The following is a 19,394-nucleotide window of genomic DNA, read 5'->3' on the forward strand; positions in this document are numbered from 1 at the left end:
CTGTTATACCTAAAACTCCACCCAATTTTAGTTTTAGTTTTTAATCTTTGACCCTAAGTTTTTATAGCTGACAGACGTCGGTATTATTAAATTTAATCAAACAATCAGAAATAAATCAATGAAGAATCAAAAACTAAGCTTATTGGAAAAAATTGGCTACGGATCGGGAGATGCTGCCGTTAACGTGGTTATATCTTCCATGTTCCTTATCATCACTTATTTTTATACCGATATTTTTGGTCTTAAACCCAAAGATGTCGCCCTAATGTTCTTACTCGTTCGACTAATTGATGCTGTTAGCGATCCGTTGATGGGATTAATAACAGACAAGTATAAATTTAAAGGAGGCCGGTTTCGTCCCTACTTTTTGTTTCTATCGGTTCCTTTCGGAATCTCGGTTTTTCTAACCTTCACCACGCCGGGTTTTGATTATGCCGGAAAACTGATATACGCATACATTACCTATATTTTTGTTACGCTGATGTTCACATCGGTTACCATTCCTTATATTTCGCTAATTGGGGTTTTAACCAACGATCCGCAGGAACGTCTGTCGGCAAACGGCTACCGCCTTTTCTTTGCTAAGGTTGCTGCTTTTATGGTGTCGATCGTGGTTCCTATTCTGGCCGAAAAGTTAGGACGCGATGATATGGGAAGAGGCTACCAGCTGGCCATGGGGCTAATGGCACTTATGGGAACTTTGTTGTTTTTGTTCAGCTACTTTACCACCAAAGAGCGTATTGAACACGTTGTGGATAAAAAGCCCTTACACGAGCAATTTAAATTGCTGATCAGAAATAAACAGTGGCTTATTCTGTGGGGATCGTGCCTGTCGGGAACTACCGGATATGTAATCCGTAGTTCGGTGGCTATTTTTTATGCAAAATATTACCTGGGTGGCGATGCCGGAATGCAATCCACTTTTATGGGAACCGGTGTAGCAGCCGCTATTTTGGCTATGCCTTTGTCAACGCTTATCACCAAGCGCTTTTGTAAAGTAAAGCTGTTCTGGATGTCGCAGTTTGGGGTGGGTGTACTAAGTGTTTTGATGTTTGTATTGGTTAAACCACAACCCGATAGTGTACTGTTGGCTTATGTGCTCTACTTTATCCTGTCGTTAGTGGTTGATGTGCACGCACCTGTATTTTGGTCGGCCATTGCCGAAGCAGTTGACCACGGACATGCAGAAAGTGGAAAACGTGTGTCAGGACTGGCATTTGGAGGTATTTCTTTTGCACAAAAAGCAGGAATGGGAATTGCCGGAGCCGTAGTTGGCCTGTTGCTTGATGCGTTTGGATATATTCCCGATGCCATTCAAACAAAAACAGCACTTACCGGACTGGCAATTATGCTAACTCTAATTCCGGGTGTTTTTCATGTGATCAACGGAATGTTGATTTACCGATACAAAATTACCGACAAATATTACGAAACGATAAAAGCAAAAATTCACATTTAAGATGGATACTACAGGAAAAAATGCGCCATTGGTTGAGCAACGCGCCGATCCGTTTGTGTATAAACATACTGATGGATATTACTATTTCACCGGCTCGGTGCCAACTTACGATCGCATCGAGCTTCGGAAAGCAAAAACTATTGAAGGCTTAAAGGAGGCTGAAACGTTTGATGTTTGGTTCAAGCACGAAACCGGGCCGATGAGCCGTCATATCTGGGCACCCGAAATTCATTACCTCGATGGCAAATGGTATGTTTATTTTGCCGCCAGCCAAGAGGAAGACATTTGGGCGTTACGACCTTATGTGTTGGAGTGCACCGGCCAGGATCCTTTAAAAGATGAGTGGATTGAGCTAGGGATGATGCAGGCCGCCGATGGCGATGAAAAAACATTCATCGATTTTTCGCTCGATGGAACAGTATTCGAAAATAAGGGCAAACGCTATTTTTGCTGGGCCGAAAAAACCGGTGGTCAGTTTGCTGCTTCCAATTTATATTTAGCAGAAATGGAATCGCCCATTAAACTGAAAACCGTACAGTTTATGCTCACAACGCCTGATTACGATTGGGAAAGAGTAGATTTTTGGGTGAATGAGGGACCGGCAGTCATCAAAAATAAAGGTAAAATCTATATTACGTTTTCGGCAAGTGCCACCGGCGCCTGTTATTGTATGGGAATGATGGAAGCCGATGAGAATGTAGATCTGCTGGATCGTAATTCGTGGAAGAAATCGAGATATCCGGTTCTGGAAACCGATTATGAAAAGAAAATATATGGTCCGGGACACAACTGTTTTACTGTGGCTGAAGATGATGTAACGCCACTTTGTATCTATCATGCCCGTGATTATGAGAAAGCTGTTGGTGATCCTGCAGTTGTTCCTGAAAGCGATAAACGGCCACTGGAAGAAATTATTGAGGATCCGTTGTACGATCCAAACCGTCATGCACGCGTGATGGAAGTTAAATTTGATGCTGACGGTAAACCGGTGTTTGAGTTTTAGTTGAAACGATTATAAGCCGAAAAGGCAAAACCAAAGTGGGGGGCAGTATGAAACAATACCGTTCCCCACTTTTTATTTTGCTTCATGCTCTGAGTAGCCATCTCATGCTCCAATAGTGTAGCAACAATAAAGCAGGGTTAGATTGCCAAGACATCAAAGCGCGTATCAAAACCGAATTAAACGCTCACTTGTTGGTCAATCATGTCAGAATAGGTATTTTTACGACCAGGTTTTAAATTGGGCATATTTATGGTAAAACTGTCGGGTAAATACTTTGTTGCTTTCCTGATCCTCATTTTTTGTATTACTACAGATACTGTATTTGCAAAATCGACCGAGCAAATCAGGCTAAATGTGCTTACTACAAACGACGGGCTTCCACAAAATACAGTTGATGTTATTACAAAGGACAGCAAGGGTTTTATGTGGTTTGGAACCTGGAACGGACTGTGCCGTTTTGATGGATACACCTTTAAAACCTTCCATACACAAGAGCATGAATGGCTGAAAGGCAATATGATTCAGGCTTTATGTGAAGACGACGACGGCAACCTTTGGATTGGAACCGATAAAGGCTTGTCGTTTTTCGACTATCAGTTATTTCGGTTTTTACCCGTAAATGAGCTGAGCAGTAAAGTACTGAACTCTTCAGTTACTGCGATAGCCAAAGACGAAACAGGTGCAATCTGGGTTGGAACTGAAGAAAATGGATTGTGGAAAATAACAAAAAGCGTCGAGGGCACATTATCATGCCAAAAACGTTTTGGCGATTTGCTTCCGGCAGAAAATATAAACCATATTTTTATCACCCCCGAAAAAAGTATGTTTATTGGCACTGACAATGGCTTGGCAGTGCTTTCGTTGAACACAGACAAAATCATTGACAAATATTCTTTATTGATCGACGAAATAGGAACTATTAGTATACAGTCTGTTTTTCAGGATTCAAGAAGCAATCTATGGATTGGCACATCCGAAGTGGGCTTATACTATTTCGAAAGCAGTTCAAAAAGTATTCAGTTTTTTGGCGCAACAAATACAAGCGAAGAAGACCTTGACCACCTGACAGTTCGCGACATTGTTGAAGACCAGAACGGGGTAATTATAATTGGCACACTTGGCGGACTGAATTATTTCGACCAAAACAACCAAACTTTTTCGCACCTTTCCAACGATTCGAAACTAAGCAGCCCTTTTGTAAATTCGTTGTATGCCGATAAGGTGGGCAACATTTGGATTGGTACCGAAAAAGGAGGAATAAACCATTATAATTCCTATCAAAAGCCATTTAATGCGCTTACCCACGAAGCTTCCAATCCTAATTCAATAAGCCACAATACCATCAACTCCATCTTTGCCGAAGATGATGTATTATGGGTAGGAACAGCCGGTGGTGGAGTAACCCGTATTAGCGACAACGGCCTAAGCCCAATCCATTTCCAACATTCAGACGAAAATCCCCAAAGTATAAACAGCGACTTTGTAACCTCTTTTATCCGCGACAGCCAAAACCACCTGCTGGTGGGGACCTGGGGTGGCGGTTTAAACAAATTGCTCTCCGAAAAACAAAATCGTTTTGAAATTCTGGTAAACATACCCGGCGACGACAGAAGTCTGTGCAGTAGCTTTATTTCCAGTCTCGAATACCTCGACAACAAACATATTTTAATAGGAACGCGAGGAGGACTTGATATTTATAATCCCGGGGAAAATATTTTCCTGCATGTTCACGAAAAAATGAACATCGACCAGGCGCTCGAAATTGGTTGTATTTTAACCGACAGCAAAAACAGAGTCTGGGTGGGTACCGAAAATGGTTTGTACCGTTTCAAACGATCAGAACTACTTGCACTTGACGAAAATACCGAACAACTCGATTTCGAGAAATATTTAACCGATCCGGCTGATCCAGAATCGTTAGCCGGCAATTATGTTATCTCTTTTTGTGAGGCGCACGACGGAACCATTTGGATTGGCACTTACGGAAACGGCATTTGCAAATACATTGAAAACGGGAATGGCGGCAGCTTTATTAATTACAACCAACAGAACGGATTATGCAATAATGTTGCTTATGGAATTGAAGAAGACGTAGAAGGAAATTTGTGGATATCTACCGATAACGGATTATCGAAGTTTGATCCGGTTAGTGAAACGTTCCAGAACTACTACTCAAGTGACGGATTGTTGAGCGATCAGTTTTATTGGTCGGCCTCCTGCTCCGACGACCAGGGGAATTTATATTTTGGCGGTGTAGAGGGCCTGAACTATTTTAACCCGGCCGAATTCGAATCGTATCCAAATATTCCGCAGCCGGTATTTACACAATTTTCGGTATTTAGCGATCCGGTGATCATTGGCGAAAAATACCATTCAAAAGTAATTTTGAACGCACCGATAAGCGAAACACAGGAAATCTCGCTCTCCTATAAAGATGCTGTTTTCTCCATCGAGTTTTCGGCACTCGACTATTTTCAGCCGGGAAAAATAAAATACGCCTATCAAATGGAAGGGGTGGATCAAAACTGGGTTGAAGTTTCGTCGAACCGCCGTTTTGCCAACTACACCAACCTGTCGGGGGGCGAGTATGTTTTTAAGGTGAAAGCTGCCAACAGCGATGGTATCTGGTCGGAAAACTACACTGCACTTACCATAACCATTGTTCCTCCGTTTTGGGAAACGGCCTGGTTTCAAATACTGGCGGTGTTGTTTATCATTGCAATGGTTTTAGTTTACATTCGCTACCGTACGCAATTCCTGAAAGAACAAAAACGCAAGCTGGAAAAACAGGTTCGGGAGCGTACTTTTAAAATTGAGGAGCAAAAAGAAGAACTTGAAAAACAAAACCAACAAATTGCCAAACAGCGCGACGAAGTAATTGAACTGAACGAAAAAGTGAAGCTGGTAAACCAATTACGTTTACGTTTCTTTACGAATATTTCGCACGAATTCCGCACACCCTTAACGCTTATTATCGACCCGCTTGAGCAGTTAATGAAAAACATGAAAGCCGACGTTAACACCCAAAATACGCTTAATATTATTAACCGCAACGCGCAACGTTTGCTGCACCTTATTAACCAGTTGCTGTATTTCCGCCGTATTGAAACCGGAAAACTGCAACTATACGTTAGCAAAGGCAACCTGCAGGGATTTTTACACGGTATTTTCGAGTCGTTTAAAGACCTGGCCGAACACCAGAAAATTAACTACCGCTTTATTGAAACCGAAATAAACGAAGAAACCTGGTTTGATGCTGAGAAAGTGGAAAACGTATTTTACAACCTGCTTTCCAATGCCTTTAAAAACACTCCAGCTTCCGGGTCAATCACCTTAAAAGTTGAGAAAATTACAGAAAAACACGAAGATTGTATTCCAACTCCGTTTGTGGCAATAAGTGTTATTGATACCGGACGCGGAATCTCCAAAGAACATATGCCCCACATTTTTAACCGCTTTTATAAAGATACAGAGTCGGGAAAACAAACCGATTTTACCAGCTCGGGGATTGGATTGGCACTTACTTACGAGATTATTCAGGCCTTAAGCGGCGAAATTAAAGTGGAAAGTGAACCTAAAAAAGGCAGCACCTTTACGGTGTGTTTGCCGTATTCGAAAGACCGTTTTGATTCGGATGCCATTAACGAAACCAATGTGCCAACCGAAATCAACCTCGAAGGCAGGGTAAATGTACTTACCGAGCATATTGTAGCGCGAAACACCAACTACGAACTGGATGAAGTAACATCCGGAAACAAAACAAAACCTACCATTTTAATAGTGGAGGACAATTTTGATTTACGTAGCTTCCTGCTGCAAACGCTGCGATCGGGGTACCGGGTTTTAGGTGCCGAAAACGGAAAAATCGGTCTGGAAATGGCCAAAAAATATTCGCCCGAATTGATTATCAGCGATGTGATGATGCCTGTTATGGACGGAATTGAACTGTGCAGCCGCCTGAAAAAGAACATCCAAACCAGTCATATCCCCATTATTCTGCTTACCGCAAAAAATATGGTAGAAAGCTGGATTGAAGGACTGGAAACCGGTGCCGACGACTACATTCCGAAACCGTTTAACCTGCAAATTCTGGAAATAAAAATGCGCAACATCATTGAGTCGCGCCGGAAGATTAAAAGCATTTTCAGCAGCCCCGATCCAGTGGCCCCCGAAAGATTGTCATCAAACAAATTAGACGAAGAGTTTATTATAAAAGCTTACCAGGTATTAGAAAAAAATTACAGCGAACCAGACTTTTCGGTGGAACAATTTGCCCGTGAAATGTTTGTAAGCCGAAGTTTGCTGTATAAAAAAATTAAGGCATTAACCGATCTCAACATTACCGATTTCATCAATTCATACAAATTGAAAAAGGCGGTTGAAATGATAAAAACCACCGATCAGTCCATATCCGAAATCGCTTTTAAAACCGGTTTTAACGACCCAAAATACTTCAGCCGTATTTTCAAAAAATTCTACGGGTCAAGCCCCAGTGGATTCTCTAAATGATACATTTCCAGCTATTTAGGCATCTATAGAACCTCCCTGGACAAGATTTCCTAATTCGTCCACTATCAATATTAAATTGTCCACCACTTTGGATACCCTCCCGACGTAATTTTACACTCAGAATTTACGTGTAAACCAATTTTATTAATTATGAAGAGAAACTTAACTTATTTATTGAGCTTATTTCTTTTTACTTCCGGAATAAGTAAAAATTCTAAACTGTTGAGGCGTGCCTTGTATATGGTAGTTTTAGCAGCATTTAGTATAGTTGGGTGCGAGGAGTTGGATACTTATTCAATTGATGCGCCCGGTGACCTGCAAAGCAGAATCGACTCAATTGCAGATGCAAAAGCCAATATGGATACAGGTGATACCACTTACATCAACATTGCTACAGCGATAGTTGGTGCTGAAGATTACAGTTCCGGCTGGTGGACTGCATTTTCTGATTATTTCACTGTTCCTTCTAACAAACTATTACATATCGGGTTTGTGAATCACAATGGTGGTAGCCAAAACAACTGGAATAACTGGAACCTTGGCGTAGCCAACGAAATAGCAGATCGTGATGCTGACGGGTACGCAGAATATTTTGTACTGCGTTCTGATGCTTACGGCTGGGGTAACGAAGATTTCGATCTGGCCATGATCTCTCAAAACTATCCCGATACCGATGGAGATGACGATATTTGGAACGACTTCCGCGCGACCATGGATGGCGCCTATGTTACAATAGAAATAGACCACTCTGCTACCGGCAATGTATTTGTAACTGCCACCGCTGTTGGAACCAACGGAATTGAACTGGTTCAAACCTATCAGCAACCGGTTTCGGCCACTAAAGATATCACGGCTTTCTTAATTGGTGATGCCAGTTATTTCGAAATGAAAGAAGCTTATCTTCTGCCATCGAAAGTTACTGTTGTTGAAGATGTTACGCCAGTAAAAATTTCGGTTACAGGAGCTCCTGAATTTGTTGAAATCGGGAATGAAGATTTCTGGGGAAATGCAGTGGCTACGGTTACTTATGCCGACGGTTCGTCTGAAGTAGTTGATACTACCGATATTTCATTCTCGGTAATTCCTGATATGACCACGCTTGGACAGAAAACAGTTATTGTAGCTTATAACAAAACCAAACAAGGCGAATTGAGCGCGCCTGTAACAACCTTATATACTTTGGAGGTTACCAACTCGGTTACTGCCCTTGAGGTTACTACAATGCCAAATATTACTGAATACTATTTCTATACCGATACCATGGGCATCATATTCAACACCACGGGATTGGTTGTAACAGCTACCTATTCCGATGGTACAACCGGCGTTTTGTCGAATGAAGCGCTACAGTTTAGCACAATTCCGGCTGCCGAGGGTGCTCAGGATGCAGTTATTTCATATGTTGGTGCAACAAGCACAGTAACTACAACATGCACGATGACGCTTATTAAAGGTATCGGCCAGGTAGGTGTTTACGATTTTTCTACCGGTTGGTGGTCACAATTCTCTGAGGATTACCCGGTTGCTTCAGGCACAAGCAAAACAATTAAAATGTACGCCTACTCTAACGGAGTTAATAACTGGAACAGTCCGAGTACAATTCTTCGTAAAGCTGACATGACTGAATACGGTGTAGTTCGTATGGACAACTTCGGTTGGGGCGATGGTTATGCCACAGCAACTTCTACCAACGACTGGAACTTCGACATTTTTGGAGCAAACATAAGTGGATCAAGAATTGAGATCACTGTTACCAATAACGGCGACAACACTGCCGACATTCGTTACGATGTTACTTATGCCACCGGCGAAACACATTTCCAGGAATATGCAGGAATAACGGTAGACAGCTCTGATTTGAATGCTGCGATCGTGCTGGAAGGATCTTACATCGTAATTGTTGAATAATCACTTTGATAAAACATATTTAGACATGAAATATTTATTCTTAATCCTGCTGGGGTTGCTGGCATTTTCAACGGCAACATACGCGGAAGGCAGCGGTAATGCCGATCAGGTGTCAATAGCTCAACAAGACAACATAACTGTAAATGGTAAAATCGTTGACGAAAACGGAGAACCGCTTCCGGGCGCAACCATTCAACAAAAAGGAACAACAAATGGTACCATTACCGATATTGATGGTAACTTCTCTCTTTCTGTTCCTTCTGATGCTGCACTTTCAATCTCGTTTATCGGATACAAAAGTATTGAAGTAAACGTTGAAGGAAAAACTCAACTGGGAAGCATAACATTGGCTCCGGATATGATCGGCCTCGACCAGGTAGTGGTTGTAGGTTACGGTACACAACGTAAAGTTGATCTTACTGGTTCGGTTGCAATTGTTGATACCGAAGAGATGAAAAAAGTGTCAAACTCAAACATCTCAACCATGCTTCAGGGTAAAGTATCGGGTGTTCAGATTACATCTGACGGACAACCGGGAGCCGACCCAACAGTACGTATTCGTGGTATTGGTTCATTTGGTAGCACTGCTCCGCTTTATGTTGTTGATGGAGTGCCAATGGGAACAACAATTCGCGACTTCTCGCCAAACGATATCGAAACCCTGCAGGTGCTTAAAGATGCTTCTGCTGCGGCAATCTATGGTTCGCGTGCTGCAAATGGTGTTGTTATCATCACCACAAAGCAGGGAAAAAAGAACCAGGCGATGAAAATCGACTATAAAGGTTACGTTGGTATCGACCAGGTACAGGAAGGTGTTTACGATGTTATGGATGCATCGCAATACGCACAATACGTTACCATGGCCTACAATAACAGCGATATGGATGTTCCTGCCGGATACAATCCTTCAAGTGATAAATACCTTGATCCGAGCGAAGTAAACACCGATTGGTTTCAGGAAGCATTCAAAACAGGTATCCGTCAGAACCACAACATTAACTTATCGGGTGGTGGCGAAAACAACACCTACAACATTGCGCTCGACTACTTTAGCCAGGAAGGAACAATGGAAGGTGCCGGTCCTAACTTCGAACGTTATACTGCCCGTATAAACAACAGTATGGATGTAAAATTCATCAAAATTAAAACGAACTTCGTTTATAGCCATAGTGACCAGGACAATATGTCGCTGAGTAACGCCAACGAGTATGTTCAGGGTTTATATGGTGCACAATTTCCGGTTATGGCATCGGCATTGCTTACACCACCAAGTATTAAAGCTTACGATGAATCGACCTGGGTGCTTGACGATAAAATTTCGGCCGCATCAGAATACAACTACGACTCTTACGGTTATGGTACTTACTATGACGACGTTCACGGTGACTTGCGTGTAACCAACCTTTTACTTACTAATAATCTTTTGGAAAGAAACACGGTTGTTGACCGTATTGTTGCTTCAGGTTCGGCAAATGTTGACCTGATTGACATGGTTGGATTACAAAGCGAAAATCACAGTTTCGAATACAACCTTAACTTGTCGTACAGTAAAACAACTGCAAAAGACTTTACTTTCGTCCCTGCATTTATACAGAGTACAACAAACTACCTGTCAAAAAGCAACGAAACCCTGTCACAAGGCTATCGTAATTTTAGCGATGCACTTATCGAAAACACATTAAATTACGATGGTAAATTTGGACGTCATCACGTTAATGTACTTGCTGGTCAAACATTCCAGCGCGAGCTCTTTCACACACTTGCAGGCAAAGGTGTTAACCTGCCCGAGCCATACTATCTGCAAGTAAACAATGCGGAGGAGACAGCAGCATCAACGTTTGAAACCGAACACGTGTTGGCATCGTACATTGGTCGTGTCAACTACAATTTCGATGATAAGTACCTGCTTTCGGCAACAGTGCGTCGCGATGGTTCAAGCCGTCTTTCTTCTGACGACCGTTGGGACTGGTTCCCATCCGTATCAGCCGGTTGGCGTATAGAACGTGAAAACTTCTTTCCTGTAGACGAATCGACTGTCAATCTATTCAAGATTCGTGGTAGCTATGGAGAATTGGGTAACGAAAACATTGGCGAATACCAGTACATGGATGTGATGTCAAGAGGTAACTATACATATAGCTTTGATAATAATAAAGTTACCGGTTCTGCAATTTCAAACTACGTGAATACAGGTATCATGTGGGAAAAGAAGAAAACCATCGACTTTGGTCTTGATCTTGGAATGTTCAACAATAAGTTGGAATTTACTTTCGACTGGTATAAGTCAACATCAGAAGACCTTCTTTACAGTGTAGCCGTTCCAACCAATGCAGGTGCTACCAACGGAACTGTAACGATGAACGCAGCAACAATGGAAAACTCGGGTCTTGAGTTCCTTGTTGCTTACCACAATCATCAACATGCTGTTAATTTCGATCTTTCTGCCAATTTATCTACCCTTAACAACAAGGTGACCAAGTTGGGCGTTTCGGGCGAACCTCGTACCGATGGCAACAGCCGCACAGAAGTGGGTCGTGAAGTAGGTTCATTTTATGGTTACGTTTACGAAGGTATCTTCCAATCGCAGGAAGAGATTGACACCCGTATCAACTCTGAAGGTAATTACGTGAACCAAAACGGAGCACAACCGGGCGACGTGGCTTACGCCGACCTGAACAACGACGGCGAAATTACCAACGAAGACCAGACATATTTGGGTAGCGGTTTACCAGACTTTAACTTTGGTTTTAATGCACGTGCTGAATGGAAAGGTTTGGACCTGAGTGTGGCAACACACGGAGCTGCAGGTTTTAAAGCTGTAGATTTTATTGATGTTGCGTTAAGAGGCTCTTATGGCGCACTAAACAAAAACGTTGATTTATTAAATGCCTGGACACCGGACAATACAAACACCGATGTACCTCGCGTTGCTTACAAATCGTCAGGTTCAATTACCAACGACATGTTTAGCCAGCGTTATATTCAAGATGCTTCGTACCTGAAAATTGCCAACATTGAACTGGGTTACAATATGCCCGACAAATGGTTTGGCGGATACATTAGCGGAGTTCGTGTTTACGCATCGGCTCAAAATGTGGCCACATTGTCGAAATACAAAGGTTACAACGTAGATTTTGCAGGAGGAACATTTACTCCGGGTTACAACTACGCTTCGTATCCAACACCACGAAGCATGATGTTCGGAGTAAACCTTTCATTCTAAAACTATAATCGAATAAAGAAGAAATCATTATGAAAAGATTAAATATAATTCTAGCAATGTTGGCGCTTATTGGAGGTTTTACCGCCTGCAATGAGCAACTGGATGTAGTGAATCCGAACAACCAGACGACCTATGATTTTGGTAATACAGAATCTGAACTTCAGGAGGCGATTATTGCGTGCTACAACCGCATTCGCCTTGAAGGTACGTATGCCCGTGTTGGTTATACTTTAGATGCTGTACGTGGCGATGAAGTTTGGAACTCATCCCAACAGTGGTATTTAGACTACGACAATCTCAACTCTCCGGGAACAATCGGAATTGGTGACGAGTGGCCCTGGCGCGACAACTATCATGTGGTTAACCGCACCAACTTTGTATTATCGAAAGTTGATGAAGTTGATTTGTCGGACGATGCATACAACGAGATTAAAGGACAGGCACTGTTCCTCAGATCTTTGGCTTACTACGCATTGGCTACGTATTATCAAACTGTTCCTTTGATTACTGATTATGCTTCGTATTCTGACATAAATACCATGTATGCGGCTAACAATACGCAAGATGAAGTATTTGATCAAATTGAGGCCGACTTTGCCGAAGCGATGAATATTTTGCCGTCGCGCGATGAAGGTGGCGAGTGGGCCGGAGGTCGTGCGACATGTGGTGCTGCTGCCGGATATTTGGCTCGCACATTAATGTTCCGTCATAAATTTAACGAAGCTTACGCGGTACTGAAAGAGATTATTGCCGGTAAATACGGACATTACGAGTTGGTGGCCGACTATGGTGACAATTTTAAAGAGGATACCGAAAACAACGCAGAAAGTCTTTTCGAAGTGCAATTTTTAGACTTCGGAACAGGCGGAACTGACGAAGAGTGGACTCCGGTAAACATTAGCCCGGAAGCCACCCAGGGACACGCCGTAGAAAGTAACTTTGCTTCTCAGCAATTGGGTAGCTGGGGCGACCTTGCAGGAGCTCCATGGTTGTATAACCTGTTCATAGCAGAGAATTGTACTGATGGCCGTTTAGATCCACGATTATACTGGACACTGGTAACTTACGAACCGGAATATAGCACTTATACCGGTCTGAAAACTGATGCATATCCTAATGGAGATCCTCGTAGTAATACAATTTACGAGCAGGAAATTACTGAAACTCCGCTATCAAACAATGCACAGGGTGGTATCTCTATCGCGAAATTCACAAATGCGAGAAACAACATCTACAGTTCAATTACAAATGGATTGCACTGCGGTGTTAACCTTCGCCTAATGCGTTACAGCGATGTTTTATTGCGTGCAGCAGAATGCGAAAATGAAATCAACGGCCCAACACAAACGGCTATCGATTACATTAACGAAGTACGTAGCCGTGTTGCTCTTGAAGATCTTGAGGTTGCTGACTTCCCGTCGGCCAATGCGTTGTTCGAACAAATTGCAAACGTTGAGCGCCCAAAAGAATTTGGTTGCGAAAACGGACGTGGAATTGACTTACTTCGCTGGGGATTCTTTTACGATTCGGATCGTTTGAATCAGTTGGTTGAACATGGTTACTATAAGCGTGATGGTACTGCTTCAACAGAACCACTTACTGCTGAAAATGCCGACGATTCATCGTTCAAGTATTACTATAAAGGACATGAATATTTTCCAATATTTCAATCTACTCTTAATGCCAACCCAAATCTTGTGGGTAACTCGGCAAATAAGAACGAGGATAACGGACCTGCTTTTTTTGAGAAAGGGTACATGGTTCGTCCTGTTGTTGATTTGAATTAGGAAAAATTAGCGAGAAGCAGAGATTTCCTTATCGGAGTACAAAACGGTACTCCGATAAGGTGGTCATTTAATCAAAAACAAATTTGAAATGAAACTAAAGTATTTACTGATTTTATTTATCAGCATTACTGCTCTATCGATTGTAGGATGCAGTGACGATGATCTGGGACCAACAGGCATAACTACAAAGCCTGAAGATCCGGATGATAATACTGATCCCGATATAGATTTTATCATTCCGTCATATGCCGACGACTATTCCGCAATAGCATCGTGGGATAAACGTAACGAGTGGAATCTGGCCAACGTTCACGACCCGTCAGTTGCCTACTACAACGGATATTACTATATGTACGGTACCGATGCGTCGTATGGTAATTCGCACGAAGGACACGGTCATTTTCAGGGAAAACGTTCAACCGACCTGGTTAACTGGGAATGGGTAGGCGGACCTTTTTATGAAGCACCATCCTGGGTAGCTGATTCACTTAACGCCATTCGTTTGCGTATGAATCTTGAGGCCATTGCAAACGACAATATACAATACGGTTATTGGGCACCGGTAGTACGGCGGGTTAACGTTGGAGGACAAGAGATTTTGAGGATGTACTATAGTATCGTTATTCATAACTACATAAAAACCGGAAACCCCACTACTGCCAGCTTTGATGGAAGCTGGACTGAACGCGCCTTTATCGGCATGTGCGAATCGACCGATCCGGCAGGAGCGGTATGGGAAGACAAAGGTTTTGTTACAACTTCATCGTCAGATCGTGGTCTTGATTTTAGCCGTGCCAGTATATCAGACTGGAGTGGATATTTCTACTACAACGCTATCGATCCTACATACATCGTATCGCCCGAAGGAAATCATTACCTGATACACGGCTCGTGGCATAGCGGCTTTGCTCTTTTGCAGGTAGATGCAACAACCGGAAAACCGTTAAACACACTTGGCAACCCCTGGGCTGACAATGCAAGTGAACTCACTGCGAGATATGGAGCAAGAGTCGGTACACGTTCGAATGGCTCGCGTTGGCAAGCCAGCGAAGCCCCGGAGGTAATTTACAAAGATGGATACTACTATTTGTTTATGGCTTACGATGGCCTTGATGTACCATACAACACGCGGGTGGTTCGAAGCGAAAATATTGAAGGACCCTATTACGATATTACCGGGCGTAACTTTACCAACGGACAAGGAGACAGTTACCCGATTGTAACTCACCCATACAAATTCAATCTTAGCAACGGATGGGTAGGAATAGCACACTGCTGTATATTCCAAAAAGAAAATACCGACGAATGGTTCTACATGTCTCAGGGACGATTGCCCGTAAACGTTGGCGGCAATCCATTCTCCAATGCCATTATGATGGGGCACGTACGTCGTATCGTTTGGTGTCCGGCCTCGGTAAACGAACCCAATAACCTGTGGCCTATTGCATTGCCCGAACGATATGCCGGCGTACCTGAAGAATACGGTACAATTACCGAAAACGAGCTGATAGGAACCTGGGAGCATATAAATCTGAGCTACCGCTTCGCTCAACAAAATAGCGCCACCGGTCTCACCCTCAAATCAGACGGTACGATGACAGGTGCACTAACAGGTAACTGGAGTTACAATGAGTCGAAAAAACAACTAACACTTGGTAATGTAATTGTTTGCGTTGAACGCGAAGTAGACTGGGAAGCCTCTCCCCGACGTGTTACGCTGGTGTATGCCGGAACGGAGAAAAATCTTAACGCAACCTATTGGGGTAAAAAGTCGAAATAATGAAATCAACAGCAAACATATTGGCAGTGTGTCTTTTGGGTTCAGTCCTATTGAATTGTACTTCTGCAAACAAGGATGGTGAAACACAAGTTGCGGCCAATACTTCCGTAAAGGAAGTTAATATCAATAATCCTATTATTACCGATAAGTTCTCGGCCGATCCGGCAGCTTTGGTATCTGACAACACCGTGTACCTCTACGCAGGCCACGATGAAGCACCTGACGATTTCAACTTTTACCGGATGAACGAATGGCTTGTGTATTCTTCTACCGACATGGTAAACTGGAAAGAACATGCAGTTCCACTTAAAACAACAGATTTTGAGTGGGCAAAAGGTGATGCATGGGCAGCTCAGGTAATCGGGCGCAACGGAAAATTTTACTGGTATGTAACTGTTGAACACGGCAGTATTCCCGGAAAATCAATTGGCATTGCTGTTGCCGACAGTCCGGTTGGTCCGTTTAAAGATGCACTTGGGAAAGCTCTGATAACAAACGATATGACCACTGATAAAACACAAATCAGCTGGGACGATATCGATCCGACGGTTTACATCGACGAGGATGGCCAGGCCTACCTGTATTGGGGAAATACGGCTTGTTACTGGGCCAAACTTAAAGACAATATGATTGAACTTGATGGCGAAATACATACCGTTGATTTGCCTTATTTTACCGAAGCTCCATGGATTCACAAACGTGGCGATTGGTATTACCTGTCATACGCCTATCAATTTCCCGAGAAAACGGCTTATGCCATGAGTAAATCGATTACCGGACCATGGGAATACAAAGGCATTTTAAATGAACTGGCCGGCAATTCAAATACAAACCATCAGGCTATTATCGAATTTAAAGATCAGTGGTATTTTATTTATCACACCGGAGGTATTCAGCCTAACGGCGGAAGTTTTCGCCGGTCGGTTTGTATCGACGAACTGCACTATAACCCGGATGGTACAATGAAACGGGTAGTTATGACATCTGAAGGAATTCAATAATCAAATCAAATGAAGCAATCAATTTTTATCATAATAGCGCTGGTCCTTTTTTCGGGAAAAGTGTTTTCGCAAATCTTTGTTCACGATCCGGTTATAGCACAACAAAACGATAAATATTATTTGTTTTGCACCGGATTGGGAATAACAATCTGGTCGTCGCCAGATATGGAAAACTGGACAAAAGAAGGCCGCGTTTTTGATCAAACACCTCAATGGGTTTCGGAAACACTGGACGACTTTGCAGGGCACATGTGGGCGCCCGATATTATCTACAATAATGGACAGTATTTTTTATATTATTCGGTATCGGCATTTGGTAAAAATACCTCGTGTATTGGAGTCGCCACAAACAGCACCCTTAACCCTGAAGACACGGATTATAAGTGGGTTGATCACGGAATAGTAATTCAGTCAGTACCGGGAAGAGACGACTGGAATGCCATTGATCCTGCTATTGCTTTTGATGACGACGAGCAACCATGGATGTCTTTCGGATCGTTTTGGAATGGACTAAAACTCGTAAAATTAGACAACGACCTAAAAAACATTGCGCAACCCGAGGAATGGCATACTATTGCAAAACGGCAAAGAAGTTTTGACATTGAAGAAGCAGATGCTGGAGATGGTGCAATAGAAGCACCGTTTATATTCAAACAGAATGGGTATTACTACCTTTTTGTATCTTTCGATTATTGTTGCCGTGGAGCCGAAAGCAACTATAAGATAATGGTCGGTCGCGCAAAAAACATCGAGGGCCCTTATTTCGATAAAAATGGAAAATCGATGCTAAACGGTGGAGGGTCGCTGGTGCTTAAAGGCAATGAAAACTGGTATGGCATTGGGCACAATGCAGCCTATACTTTTGATGGAAAAGATTATTTGGTATGCCATGGCTACGACAAACACGACAATGCCAGGCAAAAACTGATTATTAGGGAAATACAGTGGGATAAGAACGACTGGCCGGTGGTTGATCAAACGAAATAACGATTTGCCGAATGTTGGGCAGCTTGTTTTAAGAGCTTCTGCTTAGCCACTTTGGATTAAAATTTTATTGGACACATACATAAAATAGCTGAATCATGTTAAAATTAAAAATCACATTAGCTGCTTTACTTCTGTTTGCAGTTTCGGTGTCTTTTGCACAAAGTACACTTAAGCTGCACACCGATCAGGCAGAGACAAAAATTAACAAAGAAATTTACGGACACTTTGCTGAGCACCTTGGCCGCTGTATTTACGGTGGTATTTATGTTGGAGAAAATTCCGACATCTCGAATACCCGTGGTTTCCGCGATGATGTAATTGTAGCGCTTCAGGAAATGGATATTCCGGTATTGCGCTGGCCCGGAGGATGTTTCGGAGATACCTACCACTGGAAAGACGGAATTGGCCCCCAAAAAGACCGCCCGTCAATGGTAAATATTCACTGGGGTGGAGTTACCGAAGATAACAGCTTTGGAACACACGAATTTCTCGATTTTTGTGAAATTATTGGTGCTGAACCATACATTAATATAAATGTTGGATCGGGAACCGTGCAGGAAGCTTCGGAGTGGGTTGAATACGTTACTTCATCGAACGTTAGCCCAATGACCGACTTGCGTAAAGAGAACGGCCGCGAAGAGCCATGGGATGTAAAATACTGGGGAATTGGTAACGAAAACTGGGGCTGCGGAGGAAACATGACTCCTGAATATTATTCTGATTTATACAATCGTTTTGCCAGCTACTGTGGGGGTGCCGAGTATAAAATTGCCGGTGGTCCGAACGTTGCCGACTACAACTGGATGGAAGTGGTAATGCAAAAAACCATGCGTCATCCTCACCTGGTTCAGGGAGTTTCGTTGCATGCTTACACCTTTACAACTGCGTGGGAAGATAAAGGACATGCCACCGATTTTGGCGAAAAAGAGTGGATTTCGTTACTGAATAATACGCTGAATATGGAAACATTGGTTAACCGTCATTCAACCATTATGGACAAATACGATCCGGCCAAACGGGTTGGTTTAATTGTTGATGAATGGGGTAACTGGTTTAATGTTGAAGAAGGAACAAACCCCGGATTTCTGTACCAGCAAAACACTTTGCGCGACGCTTTGGTAGCCGGTATCAACCTGAATATATTTAACAACCACGCCGACCGCGTTAAGATGAGTAATATTGCTCAAACCGTTAATGTTTTGCAATCGGTTATTCTTACCAAAGACGATGAAATGGTATTGACACCAACTTACTATGTATTTAAAATGTACAGCGTTCACCAGGATGCAACAATGATTCCGGCGAACCTGAAAACCGACAAATATGAACTCGATGGAAAATCAGTTCCTACTGTTCACGCTTCGGCTTCAACAAAAGATGGTGTAGTTTCAATTACACTTTGTAACCTGAATCCGAATGAAAGCGAATCAATCGAAATTGAAGTGACCGGAGATGATTTCTCATCAGCAAACGGACAAATTATCACTTCTGACAAAATGAATAACTATAATGATTTTGGCAGGCAGGAAACGGTAAGCTTAAAAGACTTTGATGTTGCCAAACCAAAAAACGGTAAATTAACTGTTGAGCTACCATCAAAATCAGTTGTTTTGGTACAATTACAATAAGCGATTATCGTTTTATAAAATAGAAAAGGAAGCAATATTGCTTCCTTTTTTTGCACTTAAAAGTTGCTTGTATTCTGTTTTCTTTCGTAATGTGAAATTCTCCAATAAA

Annotated in this window: 10 protein-coding genes; all 10 read left to right on the forward strand. The window is 42.6% G+C overall.

Annotated features, from left to right (window positions below):
- The first annotated feature begins 118 nt into the window (after positions 1–118).
- The 10 genes from G4420_RS14925 to G4420_RS14970 all read left to right on the forward strand — a co-directional run bounded on the left by G4420_RS14925 (position 119) and on the right by G4420_RS14970 (position 19,285).
- Positions 119–1,459 (forward strand): MFS transporter, encoded by a 1,341-nt coding sequence (locus tag G4420_RS14925; protein WP_163324729.1) that lies wholly within the window; start codon positions 119–121, stop codon positions 1,457–1,459.
- Between the two features lies 1 nt (position 1,460).
- Complete coding sequence (locus G4420_RS14930) at positions 1,461–2,462, forward strand: family 43 glycosylhydrolase (RefSeq protein WP_163324730.1); 1,002 nt, start codon at positions 1,461–1,463, stop codon at positions 2,460–2,462.
- Positions 2,463–2,711: 249 nt separating this feature from the next.
- Positions 2,712–6,971 carry a hybrid sensor histidine kinase/response regulator transcription factor gene (locus G4420_RS14935; RefSeq protein WP_163324731.1) on the forward strand — a complete coding sequence of 1,420 codons (4,260 nt, stop codon included), beginning with the start codon at positions 2,712–2,714 and terminating at the stop codon, positions 6,969–6,971.
- A gap of 150 nt (positions 6,972–7,121) precedes the next feature.
- Positions 7,122–8,879: a hypothetical protein gene (locus tag G4420_RS14940; protein ID WP_246241645.1), complete on the forward strand. Its 1,758-nt coding sequence runs from the start codon at positions 7,122–7,124 to the stop codon at positions 8,877–8,879.
- Positions 8,880–8,904: 25 nt separating this feature from the next.
- Positions 8,905–12,102, forward strand: a complete 3,198-nt coding sequence (locus tag G4420_RS14945) for a SusC/RagA family TonB-linked outer membrane protein (RefSeq protein WP_163324732.1) — start codon at positions 8,905–8,907, stop codon at positions 12,100–12,102.
- A gap of 29 nt (positions 12,103–12,131) precedes the next feature.
- Positions 12,132–13,889, forward strand: coding sequence for a RagB/SusD family nutrient uptake outer membrane protein (locus G4420_RS14950; RefSeq protein ID WP_163324733.1), 1,758 nt, complete (start codon positions 12,132–12,134; stop codon positions 13,887–13,889).
- 88 nt (positions 13,890–13,977) lie between these two features.
- Positions 13,978–15,669, forward strand: coding sequence for an arabinan endo-1,5-alpha-L-arabinosidase (locus tag G4420_RS14955; protein WP_163324734.1), 1,692 nt, complete (start codon positions 13,978–13,980; stop codon positions 15,667–15,669).
- Entirely contained in the window at positions 15,669–16,670 is a 1,002-nt protein-coding gene (locus G4420_RS14960) for a glycoside hydrolase family 43 protein (protein WP_163324735.1), read from the forward strand. Before G4420_RS14955 ends, G4420_RS14960 begins: the two co-directional genes overlap by 1 nt.
- Positions 16,671–16,679: 9 nt before the next feature.
- Positions 16,680–17,657, forward strand: coding sequence for an arabinan endo-1,5-alpha-L-arabinosidase (locus G4420_RS14965; protein WP_163324736.1), 978 nt, complete (start codon positions 16,680–16,682; stop codon positions 17,655–17,657).
- Positions 17,658–17,752: 95 nt separating this feature from the next.
- Positions 17,753–19,285: an alpha-N-arabinofuranosidase gene (locus G4420_RS14970; RefSeq protein ID WP_163324737.1), complete on the forward strand. Its 1,533-nt coding sequence runs from the start codon at positions 17,753–17,755 to the stop codon at positions 19,283–19,285.
- Positions 19,286–19,394: the final 109 nt, after the last annotated feature.

This window comes from Draconibacterium mangrovi (assembly GCF_010586825.1).
Classification (GTDB): domain Bacteria; phylum Bacteroidota; class Bacteroidia; order Bacteroidales; family Prolixibacteraceae; genus Draconibacterium; species Draconibacterium mangrovi.